This is a genomic window from Kitasatospora sp. NPDC101176 (assembly GCF_044768035.1).
Lineage (GTDB): Bacteria > Actinomycetota > Actinomycetes > Streptomycetales > Streptomycetaceae > Kitasatospora.
Map to the genome: position 1 here is coordinate 39,346 of NZ_JBIWPA010000022.1, position 13,961 is coordinate 53,306.

Genomic DNA, 13,961 nt, shown 5'->3' on the forward strand with positions numbered 1-13,961 from the left:
CCGCGCCGACCGCTACGCCTGCCCGTTGTACGGCAGCCGCCAGCGCTGTGACACCGCGTCGGCGCAGGGCCTGAGGGCGGCCGTCGTGCCGTCCGTGAGAACGCCCCCCGCGGTCGACAGGCACAGCCCCGAGTCCTGGTGCTGCAGGCGCTGGCCGGCCCCGGCCACCCAGCGCTGCCCGGACCCTCCGGTGCACTCGGCCATCGTCACGCCGCCGCGGTCGCCCGGCACCAGGCAGGCCGCCCCGCCGCGCACCGACCCGTCGTTGCCGACCGTCCAGTTGGTCGACACCGCCTGGTCCCCGCAGGCCCCGACGGTCACCGGGCTGCCCGCCGGCCCGCCGCCGCCGTGCCGCAGGCAGGTCCCGGGAGCCCCCGCCGGGATCTCGCCAGCCGGCAGGCCGACCCGGTTGTGGAAGGCGAAGGACTCGCTGCGCAGGCCGGTGCCGCCGGTCCAGATCTCGAAGCCGGCCTGCACCCGGCACAGGTAGGAGCCCTTCGGCACGTACCCCCGCGCCATCGCGTCGGCCGTGAACAGCCGCAGGTTGAGGCCGCGGGTGGTGTGCGTGGGGGCGGTGCGCACGTAGCTGATGACGCTGTGCGGGCCGGTGATCGGCGCCTCGAACACGTTGTAGGCGGTGTCGCCGATGCTCTGGGCGTCCGTCACCTGTCTGCCGGCCGGGCGGACGTTGTCGGTGGCGTCCAGCCAGACCATCACCTCCGCGCTCTCCCCCGGCAGGCAGTTGTCCGGGCTGGAGCCGTACCAGAGGTCGAAGGACAGGTTGAAGGAGCCGCTCACCCGGCCGTTGGCGTCCCAGTCGGCCGTGGCGTCGCCGAGCGCGCTGACCGGGACGGGCAGTCCGCTCGCGCCGGGCGCGGTGGAGATGTTCGGGTAGGCGCCCGGGGCCAGCGGGTTGCGCGGGACGAAGTCGCGCACCTGGGTGACCGTGAAACCGGTGTCCCCGGAGGCGTCCAGACAGACCGTCCCGGCGGTGTTCCACGGGTTGGGTTCGAGGATCTTCGTCCCGCCGTCGACCGGCAGCTTGGGGAAGGGGAGCTGCGCGGTCGAGCACAGGCCCGGCTGCGCGGGCGCGGACGACTGCGGTCCGGCCGACGGCTGCGCCGCCACCCGGGCCCCGCCGCCGCAGCCGGCCAGGAGTGCGGCGGCCGCGCACACCGCGACGACCGCCCGCAGCCCCCGCGCCGGCCGGCCGGCCATACCGTCCACGATGCTCATCACTCTTCCCCGTACCGTCCTCGATCGCTGGGCGGAAACCGTACACATGTGCTCCGCCCGCACTCGGTCCAGATCACGACCGGAACCCGGAATCGGTTCCGGACGGCCGCCGGACGAGGGGGGATCGGCCCCGGCGCGGCCGGTCCCGTACGATCCCTCCGTCCCCCGCTCGGCCCGTCGGACAACGGCCGGCGGGCGGGTCAGGTTCACATCGATTACGGCCTCCGGGGGAGAAGAGCCACGTGACTGTCACCGAGGGCACCCGACTCGCGGGCAGCCGCCAGGCACCCGGATCGCGGCGCCGCGCGCGCCGGGACCCGGCCGCCCGCACCCAGTGGGGCCTGCTGCCGCAGCCGCCGGACAACACCGAGAAGTACTCCTACGCCCGCAGCCGGCTGTGGATCCTGACCTGCTTCTCCCTGGTCAGCTTCGCGTGCATGGTGGCCAGTGAGGTCGGCCTGCTCGGCGCGACGCCGTGGTTCTTCCTGTTCGTGCCGCCGCTGGCCTTCACGATCGTCTACTACCTGATATCCCGCTGGGTGCACGGCTTCAACGAGACCTTCGACCTCGCGGCGCACCGCGCGCTGGTGCGGGACTGGTCCCCGGAGCGGTACCCGACCGTGGACGTCTTCCTGCCGGTGGCCGGCGAGCCGATCGAGGTCCTGCACAACACCTGGACCCACGTCGCCCGGCTGCGCGACCAGTACCCGGGCGAGGTCACGCCCTACGTGCTCGACGACAGCAACAGCCCGCAACTCGCCCAGATGGCCGTCGACTTCGAGTTCGTGTACGGCACCCGCAACAAGCTGGGCTGGTTCAAGAAGGCCGGGAACCTGCAGTTCGGCTTCCGCAACTCCGACAGCGAGTACATCCTCATCCTGGACGCCGACTTCGCGCCCAGGCCGGACCTGCTGACCGAGATGCTCCCGTACATGGCGGCCAACCCGCGCCTCGGCATCATCCAGTCCCCGCAGTTCTTCCGCATCCTGGACAGCCAGAACTGGATCGAGCGCGGCGCCGGCGCCGTCCAGGAGCTGTTCTACCGCACCGTGCAGGTGTCCCGGCAGCGCAACGACGGCGCCATCTGCGTGGGCAGTTGCGCCGTCTACCGGCGGGCCGCCCTGGAGGAGAACGGCGGCACCACGCTGATCGGGCACTCCGAGGACGTGCACACCGGCTTCGACCTGCGCCGGCTCGGCTGGGACCTGCAGTACGTGCCCGTCGCCCTGGCGACCGGCGTCTGCCCGGACAACGTCGGCGGCTTCTTCAACCAACAGTACCGCTGGTGCACCGGGTCGATGAGCCTGCTGGGCAGCCGCAAGTTCTGGACGACCAGACTGCGGCCGGTCACCCGGGCCTGCTACCTGTCCGGGTTCTTCTACTACATCCACACGGCACTGTTCACCCTGGTCTCCCCGCTCATCCCGATCGTGCTGCTGCTGGCGAGACCCGACCTGATCCGCTGGCAGAACACCCTGCTGGTGCTGCCCGGCCTGCTCTACGCGACGGTCGTCTTCCCGCTCTGGCACCGCAACCCGTACCGGCTGGAGGCCTGGGCCGCCCGGATGATGTACGGCTGGGCGCACGTCTTCGCCATCTGGGACATCCTGCGGCGCAACCGGATGGCCTGGCAGCCGACCGGCTCCACCGGCGCCAAGCGGAACAAGACCCGCCGCTTCTGGATCGGCATGATCGTCTGGAGCGGCGGGACGGCCGTCCTCTGGGTGGGCCTCGGCATCTGGCGGATGCTCACGATGGGCCCGCTGAACTTCACGCTCGTCCTCGCGTCCGGTCTGTTCTACGCCACCATCGTCGGCCGGGTCCTCGTCCAGCCGCGACCGACGGAAGCCGTGTGATCACCATGCCCGCCCACCCCCGACGGCCCGGCCACCCCCGACGGCCGGACCGGTACCGCCGGCGGCCGGCACTCGCCCTGCTCGCCGGCGCGCTGCTGCTCGCCACCGCCGCCTGCGGCCCCGAGGACCCCGGCTTCGCGATGCAGGAGGCCGTCGAGCCCGACCAGCCCGCGGCCGCCGCCCCCGCCACCCCGGGCGCCACGGGTGCCCCCGGCACGGCCACCGGCACCCCGAGCGCCGCCGCCAGGCCGAAGGCCGTCCCGGCCGGCGTGCCGTACGACGTCACACCGCTGCTCAAGCCGGACCACAAGTACCTCGGCGCCGCACTGCCCGGCGTCCCCGAGACGATGGACGCGCTGCCCGTCTACACCTCCACGATCGGCAAGCAGCCCAACGTCCTGGAGTTCTACGCCCACTGGGAGGGCGGCTTCGACACCCAGGGCGCCAAGCGCATCTACGCGGCCGGGGCCCTGCCGTACATGGCCTGGGAGCCGTACAACCACTCGCTGGCCTCGATCGCCGCCGGCGACACCGACGACTACGTCCGGGGCGTCGCCAAGTCCGTGGCCAAGCTCGACCAGCCGATCGCGATCAGCATCGCGCACGAGATGAACGGCAACTGGTACCCGTGGGGCCGGCAGGCCGCCAGCGCCCAGGAGTTCGTGGCCGCCTGGCGGCACGTGCACGACCTCTTCGACCGGGCCGGGGCGACCAACGTCATCTGGGTCTGGAACCCGAACATCACCGACCCGGCGCCCAACACCCGGCTCGCGCCCTACTACCCGGGCGACGCCTACGTCGACTGGGCCGGCATGACCGGGTACTTCACCCGCACCGGGCCGAAGAACTTCGACCTCCTGTACGGGCCGACCATGGCCGAGATCCGCGGCTTCAGCCAGAAGCCGTTCTTCATCTGCGAGACCGCCTCGGAACAGGGCAAACGCCAGCTCGCGGACATCGACCAGCTGTTCTCCGGGGTCGCGGCGCACGACGACATCCTCGGCTTCGTCTGGTTCAACATCGTCAAACGGGCCGACTGGCGCGTCGAGGCCGTCCCGGAGACCCTCGCGGCCTTCAGGCGGCGCGTGTCCGACCCCCGCTTCGGCTTCGACATCCGGAACCCATGATGAGCGCAGAGTCAGAGTTCGCCCCCGCCCCGGACGACGCGGCCGCCGGGCCCGCACAGGCGCCGGTGCCCGCACACCTGCCCGTACCGGTGCCGGACGAGGCCGTACCCGCCCCGGCCGCCGCACGGGCCGCGCGCGCCGCCCGGGCCGCCCACGCCCTGCGGGCCGCACGGGCCGCCCTCGACGCGGACACCCGTGACGGCGGCGGGCACCCGCCGACCACGGCGGACGCCGCCCCCTCGGCGCCCGCGGCCGGGACCGACCTGTTCCGCCGCGCCGACCGCTCGCCCGGGCCGGGTGCGGCGGGAGGCGACGGTGCCGGGCCCGGCGTTCCTGCGTCCGGGGTCCCTGCGTCCGGCGTCCCCGGGCCCGGCCGCCCGGAGACCGATCCGTCCGGGCCGGCCGTTCCCGGGCCCGACCTTTCCGGGCCCGACGTTCCGGGACCCGATGCGTCCGACGCGCCGCCGCAGGTGGCCCCGACCGGCGCCCCCGGCCCGGTGGACGACCAGGCCGTCGAGCTGGCGCCGTACACCATCCCGCAGGTCCCCGCGATCGGCTGGGACCCGGCCCCCAGCCCCCGGCGCCGCTGGATCGCCCGCGGCGTGCTCGCCGCCGTCCTCGTCATCCAGGCCCTGCTCTCGCTGCGCCTGCTCGCCGCCGCGCACCCCGACGAGGCCGCCGCCATGGTGGCCGGCCGCCAGCAGCTCGACCACCTGCTGCACGGCACCCCCGTGACCACCCACCTGGCCGAGCGAATACCCGGCACGCCCCAGCTGTACCTGCCGTTGGCCGGCGCCGCCGCCGACGCCAACGGCATCTTCGGCGCCCGGGTGCTCAGCCTCTGCTTCGCCCTGCTCACCACGGTGCTGCTGTACTCGCTGACCCGCCGGCTCTTCAACGAGCGGGTGGCGATCTGTTCGATCGCCGGCTACGCGGTGGTGCAGTCGACCGTCGTCGTCGGCTTCTACGCCGCGCCCGAGGCGCTCGCCGTCCTGCTGGTCGCCCTGGCGGCCTGGGTCACGGTGTTCACCGCGCGCCGCCCGGTGGCCCTCGTCCTGCTCGCCGCGCCGGTCGCCGCCCTGGCCTGCGCCGTCGCGTACTCCGCGGTGTTCACGCTGCCCGCGCTGGTCGCGCTGGCGGCGGCCACCGCCTGGCCGCGACGACGGCTCGGCCCGGCCGCCCTGCGGGCCCTGCTGCTCGCCGCCGGCACAGTGGGCGCCCTGCTGCCGTTCGGACTGCTCGGCGAGGTCGCCGGGTGGTCCCCGGCCCACGGGCAGGGTTCCCGTCCGGTCGGCGAGATCCTGCTGAACACCGTCCAGTGGGGCGGCCTGTTCACCGTCCTCGCGGTGGCCGGCACGATCGCGTACGCCCGCCGCGAGCAGCTGCTCGAGTCGCCGGAGAACGACGGCGTCACCACCACCCGCGCCCAGCGCGCTCTGCTGGGCACCGCCCTGACCTGCACCGCCCTGCTGGTCCCGGCGGTCCACCTGGCGCTGGGCACCTCGGGGGCGCTGTTCCGGCACCTGGGCTTCGGGATGCTGCTCGCCGCCCCGCTCGCCGGGGTCGGCCTCACCCGGCTGGTCGGCGCGCACTTCCGCCACCCGCAGCTGGGCATCCTGGTCTGGGTCGCCCTGCTCGCGCTCGGTCTGGAGCAGTCAGCGCTGCGTTACCAGAACGGGCCCGACTCCGGTCGGCTGCTCGCCGTCCTACGGGTGCACGCCACGCCGCAGGGCCACTACCTGACCGAGGTCGACGGGCTGCCCGAGTACTACCTCGGCGCCGTCAGCCGGCCCGAGCAGTGGACCTCGGCCCGCTCCGGGACGGACTACCGGGACGCGGCGGGTGTCGAGCATCACGGCGACGAGGGCAGCGCGGCCGCGATCAAGGACGGCTACTTCACCGTCGTGGTCCTGGACAGCACCGCCCCGGCCGCCACGGACCGCGTCCTGGCGACGGCGCTGGCGAGCGGCGGGCACTACCGGTTGATCGCCCAGTTCACCTCTCCGACGGGCGATTCGAGCACCTACAAGGTCTATCTGAAGCACTGAACGGCCACCGGGCCCGCCGTGGCCCACGACACGTCGGCCACAACATATGGTGCCGCCGCAGTCAGCCGCCACTAGATGTATGCTCACTCCTGCTGTCAAAGCAGGGGAACCCGGTGCGAGTCCGGGACTGCCCCGCAGCGGTGTGCGGGCGGCTCGACAAGCCGCGCCCGCGAGTCCGAGTACCTGCCGACGGTGTGCGCCACGGCCCTCCCGCAGAGGCCGCGCCAGCACGAGCAGTACCTTCCGGGCCTCGCGGGCGGGCCGGGGACGCCACCGTCGCGCGACGCACTCCTGCGTACGCGCCGTGCTCCCCTGCCCCGTTCGGCCCGGACCCGATCACCGCCGCCGATCGCCGCCAGGAGAGAGCGCCTTGACCACCGCTGCCTCAGCCACCCTGCCCGCCCAGGGCTCCGGTTCCGCCCCCGCCGCCCCGACGGTCTCCGACCCCGGCGGCGCGCTGCTGCGGCTGCTCACCGACCGTAGTGTCGATCTCCCCCAGGTGGACCCCGGCCATGTCGCCGCCGCCGCGCTGCGCGGCCGCCATGCCGGCTCGGACTTCGCCGAGCTGCGCGGGCTGGCCGTGGACGCCGCCGCGTCGATGATCGCCGAGGACCCCCAGTACTCGAAGCTGGCCGCCCGCCTGCTCGCACTGGAGATCGTCGACGAGGCCGACAGCCAGGGCGCGACCTCGTTCGCCGCCTCGATCGCCGTCGGCCACGCCGAGGGCCTGATCGGCGACACCACCGCCGCCTTCGTCGCCAAGCACGCCGCCGTGCTCGACGCGCTGATCGACCGGCAGGGCGACGACCGCTTCGAGTACTTCGGCCTGCGCACCGTGCAGTCCCGCTACCTGCTGCGCCACCCGATCACCCGCAAGGTCGTCGAGACCCCGCAGCACTTCCTGCTCCGCGTCGCCTGTGGCCTGGCGGTCGGCGACACCGAGCAGTCCGTGCGCGAGGTGGCCGAGCTGTACCGCCTGATGAGCCGGCTGGAGTACCTGACCTCCTCGCCGACCCTGTTCAACTCCGGCACCCGCCACCCGCAGATGTCGAGCTGCTACCTGCTCGACTCGCCGCTGGACAACCTGGACTCGATCTACAGCCGCTACGCGCAGATCGCCCGCCTCTCCAAGCACGCCGGCGGCATCGGCCTGTCGTACTCGCGCATCCGCTCCCGCGGCAGCCTGATCCGCGGCACCAACGGCAAGTCCAACGGCATCGTCCCGTTCCTGCGCACCCTCGACTCCTCCGTCGCCGCGGTCAACCAGGGCGGCCGTCGCAAGGGCGCCGCCTGCGTCTACCTGGAGACCTGGCACGCCGACATCGAGGAGTTCCTCGAGCTGCGCGACAACACCGGCGAGGAGGCGCGCCGCACCCACAACCTCAACCTGGCGCACTGGATCCCGGACGAGTTCATGCGCCGCGTGAACGCCAACCAGGACTGGTCGCTGTTCTCCCCCGCCGACGTCCCCGAGCTGGTCGACCTGTGGGGCTCCGACTTCGACGAGGCCTACCGCAAGGCCGAGCAGGCCGGCAAGGCCGTCCGCACCATCCCCGCGCAGACCCTGTACGCCCGGATGATGCGCACCCTGGCGCAGACCGGCAACGGCTGGATGACCTTCAAGGACGCCTCCAACCGCGCCGCCAACCAGACCGCGCTGCCCGGCCGCACGGTGCACTCCTCCAACCTGTGCACCGAGATCCTGGAGGTCACGGACGACTCCGAGACCGCCGTCTGCAACCTCGGCTCGGTCAACCTCGGCGCGCACGTCGCCGAGGGCGCGTCGGCGGAGGACCTGCTCGGCGCGATGGACTGGGAGCGGCTGGACGCCACCGTGCGCACCGCCGTCACCTTCCTCGACCGCGTGGTGGACATCAACTTCTACCCGACCGTCGAGGCCGGCACCTCCAACTCCCGCTGGCGGCCGGTCGGCCTCGGCGTGATGGGCCTGCAGGACGTCTTCTTCAAGCTGCGGATCGACTTCGACTCGGCCGAGGCGGCGAGGCTGTCCACGCTGATCGCCGAGCGCATCATGCTCACCGCCTACGAGCGCTCCGCCGACCTGGCCGAGCAGCTCGGCCGCCACGAGGCGTACGGCGAGACCCGCGCCGCCCGCGGCGAGCTGCACATCGACCACTTCGACGTGCAGCCGCACTGGGCCGACCGCTGGAGCGCGCTGCGCGCCCGGATCGCCGAGACCGGCCTGCGCAACTCGCTGCTGCTGGCCATCGCCCCGACCGCGACCATCGCCTCGATCGCCGGCGTGTACGAGTGCATCGAGCCGCAGGTGTCCAACCTGTTCAAGCGCGAGACGCTCAGCGGCGAGTTCCTGCAGGTCAACCCGTACCTGGTGCGCGAGCTCAAGGAGCTCGGCGTCTGGGACCAGACGACCCGCGACGCCCTGCGCGACGCCAACGGCTCCGTCCAGGAACTCGGCTGGCTGCCCGCCGAGGTGCGGTCGCTGTACCGCACCGCGTGGGAGCTGCCGCAGCGCGCGCTGATCGACCTGGCCGCGGCCCGCATGCCGTACCTCGACCAGAGCCAGTCGCTGAACCTGTTCATGGCCGCGCCGACCATCGGCAAGCTCAGCTCGATGTACGCGTACGCGTGGAAGGTCGGTCTGAAGACCACCTACTACCTGCGCTCGCGCCCGGCCACCCGGATCGCCCAGGCCGCCTCCGGCACCGCCCGTGCCGCCGCGCCCGTCCCGGTGAACACGCCGACCCTCACGCCGGAGGAGGAGGCCGCGCTGGCCTGCTCCCTGGAGAACCCCGAGTCCTGCGAGGCCTGCCAGTGATGTCCGACGACCGCGAGAAGATGCTGCTCGACCCCGGGTTCGAGCTGACCCTGCGCCCGATGCGCTACCCGTCGTTCTACGACCGGTACCGGGACGCGATCAAGAACACCTGGACGGTCGAGGAGGTGGACCTGCACTCCGACGTCGCCGACCTCGCCAAGCTGAGCGAGGGCGAGCGGCACATGATCGGCCGGCTGGTCGCCTTCTTCGCGACCGGTGACTCGATCGTCGCGAACAACGTCGTGCTGAGCCTGTACAAGCACATCAACTCCCCCGAGGCGCGGCTCTACCTGAGCCGTCAGCTGTTCGAGGAGGCCGTGCACGTCCAGTTCTACCTGACGCTGCTGGACACGTACCTTCCGGACCCGGAGGACCGCAACGCGGCCTTCGCCGCGGTGGAGAACATCCCCTCCATCCACCAGAAGGCCCAGTTCTGCTTCAAGTACATGAACGCGGTCGACCACATCGACTCGCTGCAGAGCAAGGAGGACAGGCGGGCGTTCCTGCTCAACCTGATCTGCTTCGCGGCGTGCGTCGAGGGGCTGTTCTTCTACGGCGCGTTCGCGTACGTGTACTGGTTCCGGAGCCGGGGCCTGCTGCACGGTCTCGCGACCGGTACCAACTGGGTGTTCCGCGACGAGTCCATGCACATGGACTTCGCGTTCTCGGTGGTGGACACCGTGCGCGAGGAGGAGCCGGACCTCTTCGACGAGCAGATGGCGAAGCAGGTCACGGAGATGCTGGAGGAGGCCGTCGAGGCCGAGCTCCAGTTCGCCCAGGACCTGTGCGGTGACGGCCTGCCCGGCATGAACACCGCCTCGATGCGGGAGTACCTGCAGGCGGTGGCGGACCAGCGCCTCGCCCGCCTGGGCCTGCCGATCCGCTACGGGTCCAGCAACCCGTTCGGCTTCATGGAGCTGCAGAACGTCCAGGAGCTGACCAACTTCTTCGAGCGCCGGGTGTCGGCGTACCAGGTCGCCGTCGAGGGCTCGGTCTCCTTCGACGACGACTTCTAAGCGGTAGCGGTCGCAGACAGACACAGAGGTGCCCCGCACGGCCACAGCCCGTGCGGGGCACCTCTCTGTTGGATCAGTCGGCCGAAAACTCCCCGGCCTTGACCCCCACGAGGAACGAGTCCCAGGCCTCAGCCGGAAACAGCAGCACGGGACCACCAGGGTCCTTGGAGTCCCGGACCGCTGTCGTCATCGGCCTGGCCTGTGCCTCGATGCAGTTCCCGCCCTGCCCGCTGTAGGTGCTCTTGTGCCACTCGCCGGTCATAACTCACCCATCTCTTGCCCGGAGTTCAGAACCCCTGTCGTACCCGAGCGATCATGTCGAGACTGTCAGCCGGACTCAAGGCGATTGAGCGGAGCGAGTCGAAGATCAATGTGTACTCATCGATCTCGGCTGGAGTCTCCATGTAGAGCGTCCCTGTCCGGTGCTCGACGCAGACGACGTCCGAGTAGTCCGGGGACGGGAAACTGAACATCACGAATGAGCCCATCAAACCAGCATGGGCACCGGCGCGGTCCGGCAAGACCTGGAGCTCCACGTAGGGATGCCCAGCCATCTCGAGCAGCTTGTCGAGTTGCCCAGCCATCACCTTCGCGCCACCCACCTCAACGCGCAACGCCGATTCGCCCTCGATCACGCACAAGCGCGGCGGGTTCGGCCTGGTGAGCACCTCCTGTCGCTCCATCCGAGCAGTCACCAAGGCATCCACTTGTTCGGCGGCCAGCCCGGACGGTTTGGCCTGCATCACCGCGCGAGCGTAGTCGGGAGTCTGCAGCAGGCCAGAGATCAGCATGTTCTCGAACGACCTGATGTAGTCAGCCGTCTCCTCGTAATCGATGAAGTCCGAGTAGGACGGCCGAGCCAAGCTCGCCCGCTGCACCCACCCGGGCTCTCGGCCCCGACGAGCAAGAGCGACCAACTCCTCGACACGGCCGTGGTCTTCCACACCGTAGAAGGTCAGCAGATCTCGCAGCTCGCCGAGCGAGATGCCCAGACGCGCGTTCTCTATCCGGCTGATCTTCGAACGGTGACAACCGATACGCTCCGCCGCTGCTTCGGGCGACTTGCCGGCTTCCTCTCGCAGCCTGACCAAAGCAGCCGCCAATCGCCTACGGCGCACTGTGGTTCGCGCTTGGCTCATCTGATGCTCCATCACACCGGTTAGGTCCAGATCATACGCCCTGGAAAAAGATCTTGGAAAATTTCCATCGGGCAAGTTGCACATGGACTCATTTCCACTACATGCTACTTGCTGTAGTCCGCCATGCCACCCAGAGTGACCGCCGCGGACTCACCCACGGGCATCCCCATGCCCCTTCAGCCGCTCTCACCTGCACACTCCAGAGGTGGCCCCGCCATGCCCGAAGCCGCTCCCCTCTCCCCCTCCCCCGCCGAGCAGACCTGCTGGCTGCCCCGGCACCGCACGTCGCCCCGCGCTGCGCGCCGGGAGCTCCGCGAGTTCCTCCTCCCCCAGCCCTCCGGCGAACACCTGCTCCCCACCGGGGAGTTGCTGGTCAGCGAGCTGGTCACCAACGCCGTCCAGCACGCCCGTACGCCCCGGGACCGCCTGATCCAGGTCCGCTTCACCCTCGCCGACGGCCTCCTCCGCATCGAGGTGCACGACGCCGACAGCGAGAAGCCGGAACTCCGCGACGCCGCCGACTCCGAGGAGGCCGGCCGCGGCCTGCTCCTCGTCCACGAGTTGGCGCAGAGCTGGGGCTGCTGCCCGCGCCGGGGCGGGATCGGCAAGGTCGTCTGGTGCCAGATCTCCCCCGAGCAGGCCGCCGCATGAGTGCTGTCCGGGCCGGAATCGTCGGCATCATGCTGCCCACCGTCTTCCCGAGCCTCGACCACGCGCTGCCCGTGCTGTGGGAGCGGGTGCGCGGGCTGCCCGTCCGCGAGGCCCACCGGGACTTCGTCCGGCTCTGCATCGGCCCGGGCGGCGGCGAGGGCGTCGCCTACTGCCTCGCCCGCGGCGGCCGGTGGAGCACCACCCTCTACGTCGGCGAGCTGACCCGCTGGACCGCCCACCCCATCACCATCACCACCCACCAGCCCTGAACTCCCCGTCCCCGCCCGGCTCCCACGCCGGGCGGGGACGGCCGAACCGATTTCCCGTCTTGGAAAGATCGCATCCTTGACCCTCCGCCTGATGGGTCGGGAACATTTACCAAGACACGAACCACTGGCGACTGGAGGCATATGATGCTGCGTTGGCTAGCCGGGGACGGGTCCTGTAAGAACGGGAACTGCCCCACTCTGTGGGGCACCGAGAACGGGGACTACGTGGTCCAGGGATACGTGATCACCGATCCTCACCGCCTGGCGGAGCTGAGTCTGCCGGACGGCGAGTCGGCGATCGTGGTCCCAGCTGCAGTCCTGGAGGGATTCTTCCGTGCTCAAGGGTGAAGACTTCGGCCGCCTCTTCGAGACCTTCGAACGAACGGCCTTCCGACTCGAAACACTGGCCGTCTACGACGTGGACGAGGAACGGGAGGAGTTCGCCGACTTCCTCGCGGGCAAAGGGCTGCCGCCCGACTGTGCCGACAACCCGTGGGTCCGCTCGATGACGGATCTGGGCAAGCGGGTGGCCCGGGTGCACGTCCTCCGGTCTCCCCTGTCGGACTACCTCCGGTACGAGCTGGCGGCCTACCCCGGAAACATCAAGGCCGGCGAGTCGATCGGCATCATCGACACGGCTCTGCAGGAGGCGACGGGTCTACCCGACCACGACTTCTGGCTGTTCGACGACACCCGGGTCTACCGGATGCACTACACCGACTCGGGGCAGTTCATCGGCGCCGAGCTGCTGTCGGATGACCGTCTGGCCGAGTACCAGCAGTACCGGGACATCGCTGTGGCGCACGCGGTGCCCTTCAGGGAGTACACGGCGGCTTGAGCGGGGAGCGGCCCAACGACTTGGGTAAGGCCCTGCGGGCGTTGCGGATCGCCTCGGACAAGACAGCCGAGACCATCGCCCGCAGGGCTTCCATGTCTCCAGCCAAGCTTTCGAAGATCGAGAACGGCAAGACCTTGCCCAGCGTGCAGGATGTGGACCTCATCCTGACCGCGCTCGGCATATCGGACGAGGCCAAGGCTGAGTTCCTGGAGGCGGCCCGCGGTGCGGCCACCGAGGAAACGGCCTGGCGGGAACTCCGCCGCACGGGTCACTGGAAGCACCAGCATGCGATCAAGGCCATCGAAGCCCAGACGACGCTCCTCCGTCTGTTTCAGGGACAACTGATTCCCGGGCTGCTCCAGAGCGCCGAGTACGTATCAGCCGTATTCTCATTACCCCCAGAGCTTCCGGCGGACTCCAAGGCAAGGACGATCTCAGCCCGACTGGAACGCCAGTCCGTTCTGTACGACCGGCACCGCGAGTTTAGATTCGTCATCTGCGAGCACGTGCTGAGGTGGCGGATCTGCCCTCCCGCCGTCATGGCGACGCAGTTGGATCGCTTGGTCTCACTTTCCAGGCTCCCTAACGTGACTATCGGAGTTCTTCCCCTGTCCGGACTGATGCCGGACTTCCCGATGACATGCTTCAGCATGCACGACGACCGCCTGGTCATTGTGGAGACATTCCATTCGGAGATCACCACTCGCGACCCAAGAGACGTCACCCTCTACCTTTCGACATTTTCTAGGTTTGATGCTGCCGCGCTCCATGGAGAAGATATGCGAGCACTGGTTGAGGAAATCCGAGATGAGTTCCTGCAAGAGAGCGTAGATACGCCGTAGCGCCTCGCGTCCACGCCGCACCAGGCCGCCTTTCCCCATGGCCCCTTGCTCAACGCAAGGGGCCACCGGAGAAGATTCACTGGCGCTGCGGAAGAGACATGACTCGAGCACAATCGCCGCCCGACCCATTCGAAAGGCCATC

Annotated in this window: 12 protein-coding genes and 1 riboswitch; of the genes, 9 read left to right on the forward strand and 3 right to left on the reverse strand. The window is 70.3% G+C overall.

The window, feature by feature from the left end; genetic code table 11:
- Window positions 1-12: 12 nt before the first annotated feature.
- Window positions 13-1,236, reverse strand: coding sequence for a ricin-type beta-trefoil lectin domain protein (locus ACIRS1_RS26260; RefSeq protein WP_402844072.1), 1,224 nt, complete (start codon window positions 1,234-1,236; stop codon window positions 13-15).
- A gap of 437 nt (window positions 1,237-1,673) precedes the next feature.
- Here ACIRS1_RS26260 and ACIRS1_RS26265 point away from each other — a divergent pair, with 437 nt between their 5' ends.
- The 5 genes from ACIRS1_RS26265 (at window position 1,674) to ACIRS1_RS26285 (ending at window position 10,080) form a co-directional block, all read left to right on the forward strand.
- On the forward strand, window positions 1,674-3,092 hold the full coding sequence (locus ACIRS1_RS26265; RefSeq protein ID WP_402844227.1) for a glycosyltransferase family 2 protein: 1,419 nt from the start codon (window positions 1,674-1,676) through the stop codon (window positions 3,090-3,092).
- A gap of 5 nt (window positions 3,093-3,097) precedes the next feature.
- Window positions 3,098-4,219 carry a glycoside hydrolase family 26 protein gene (locus tag ACIRS1_RS26270; RefSeq protein WP_402844230.1) on the forward strand — a complete coding sequence of 374 codons (1,122 nt, stop codon included), beginning with the start codon at window positions 3,098-3,100 and terminating at the stop codon, window positions 4,217-4,219.
- Complete coding sequence (locus ACIRS1_RS26275) at window positions 4,219-6,267, forward strand: glycosyltransferase family 39 protein (protein ID WP_402844075.1); 2,049 nt, start codon at window positions 4,219-4,221, stop codon at window positions 6,265-6,267. Before ACIRS1_RS26270 ends, ACIRS1_RS26275 begins: the two co-directional genes overlap by 1 nt.
- 41 nt (window positions 6,268-6,308) lie before the next feature.
- Window positions 6,309-6,473: riboswitch (cobalamin riboswitch) on the forward strand.
- A gap of 188 nt (window positions 6,474-6,661) precedes the next feature.
- A complete protein-coding gene (locus ACIRS1_RS26280; RefSeq protein ID WP_402844233.1) occupies window positions 6,662-9,064 on the forward strand; it encodes a ribonucleoside-diphosphate reductase subunit alpha in 2,403 nt (800 codons plus the stop codon).
- The gene (locus ACIRS1_RS26285; protein WP_360204383.1) at window positions 9,064-10,080 is read left to right on the forward strand and encodes a ribonucleotide-diphosphate reductase subunit beta; all 1,017 of its coding nucleotides are present in this window, start codon (window positions 9,064-9,066) and stop codon (window positions 10,078-10,080) included. Before ACIRS1_RS26280 ends, ACIRS1_RS26285 begins: the two co-directional genes overlap by 1 nt.
- 73 nt (window positions 10,081-10,153) lie before the next feature.
- On the opposite strand, the gene ACIRS1_RS26290 is transcribed toward ACIRS1_RS26285, so the two are convergent.
- Together ACIRS1_RS26290 and ACIRS1_RS26295 are read right to left on the reverse strand one after the other, a co-directional pair.
- The gene (locus ACIRS1_RS26290) at window positions 10,154-10,342 is read right to left on the reverse strand and encodes a DUF397 domain-containing protein (protein WP_402844078.1); all 189 of its coding nucleotides are present in this window, start codon (window positions 10,340-10,342) and stop codon (window positions 10,154-10,156) included.
- A gap of 25 nt (window positions 10,343-10,367) precedes the next feature.
- The gene (locus tag ACIRS1_RS26295; protein WP_402844080.1) at window positions 10,368-11,219 is read right to left on the reverse strand and encodes a helix-turn-helix domain-containing protein; all 852 of its coding nucleotides are present in this window, start codon (window positions 11,217-11,219) and stop codon (window positions 10,368-10,370) included.
- A gap of 216 nt (window positions 11,220-11,435) precedes the next feature.
- Here ACIRS1_RS26295 and ACIRS1_RS26300 point away from each other — a divergent pair, with 216 nt between their 5' ends.
- The 4 genes from ACIRS1_RS26300 to ACIRS1_RS26315 all read left to right on the forward strand — a co-directional run bounded on the left by ACIRS1_RS26300 (window position 11,436) and on the right by ACIRS1_RS26315 (window position 13,819).
- Window positions 11,436-11,870, forward strand: a complete 435-nt coding sequence (locus ACIRS1_RS26300) for an ATP-binding protein (protein WP_402844082.1) — start codon at window positions 11,436-11,438, stop codon at window positions 11,868-11,870.
- On the forward strand, window positions 11,867-12,139 hold the full coding sequence (locus tag ACIRS1_RS26305) for a hypothetical protein (RefSeq protein WP_402844085.1): 273 nt from the start codon (window positions 11,867-11,869) through the stop codon (window positions 12,137-12,139). Before ACIRS1_RS26300 ends, ACIRS1_RS26305 begins: the two co-directional genes overlap by 4 nt.
- 334 nt (window positions 12,140-12,473) lie before the next feature.
- On the forward strand, window positions 12,474-12,977 hold the full coding sequence (locus ACIRS1_RS26310) for a DUF6879 family protein (protein WP_402844087.1): 504 nt from the start codon (window positions 12,474-12,476) through the stop codon (window positions 12,975-12,977).
- Window positions 12,974-13,819, forward strand: a complete 846-nt coding sequence (locus tag ACIRS1_RS26315) for a helix-turn-helix domain-containing protein (protein WP_402844090.1) — start codon at window positions 12,974-12,976, stop codon at window positions 13,817-13,819. Before ACIRS1_RS26310 ends, ACIRS1_RS26315 begins: the two co-directional genes overlap by 4 nt.
- Window positions 13,820-13,961 lie beyond the last annotated feature (142 nt).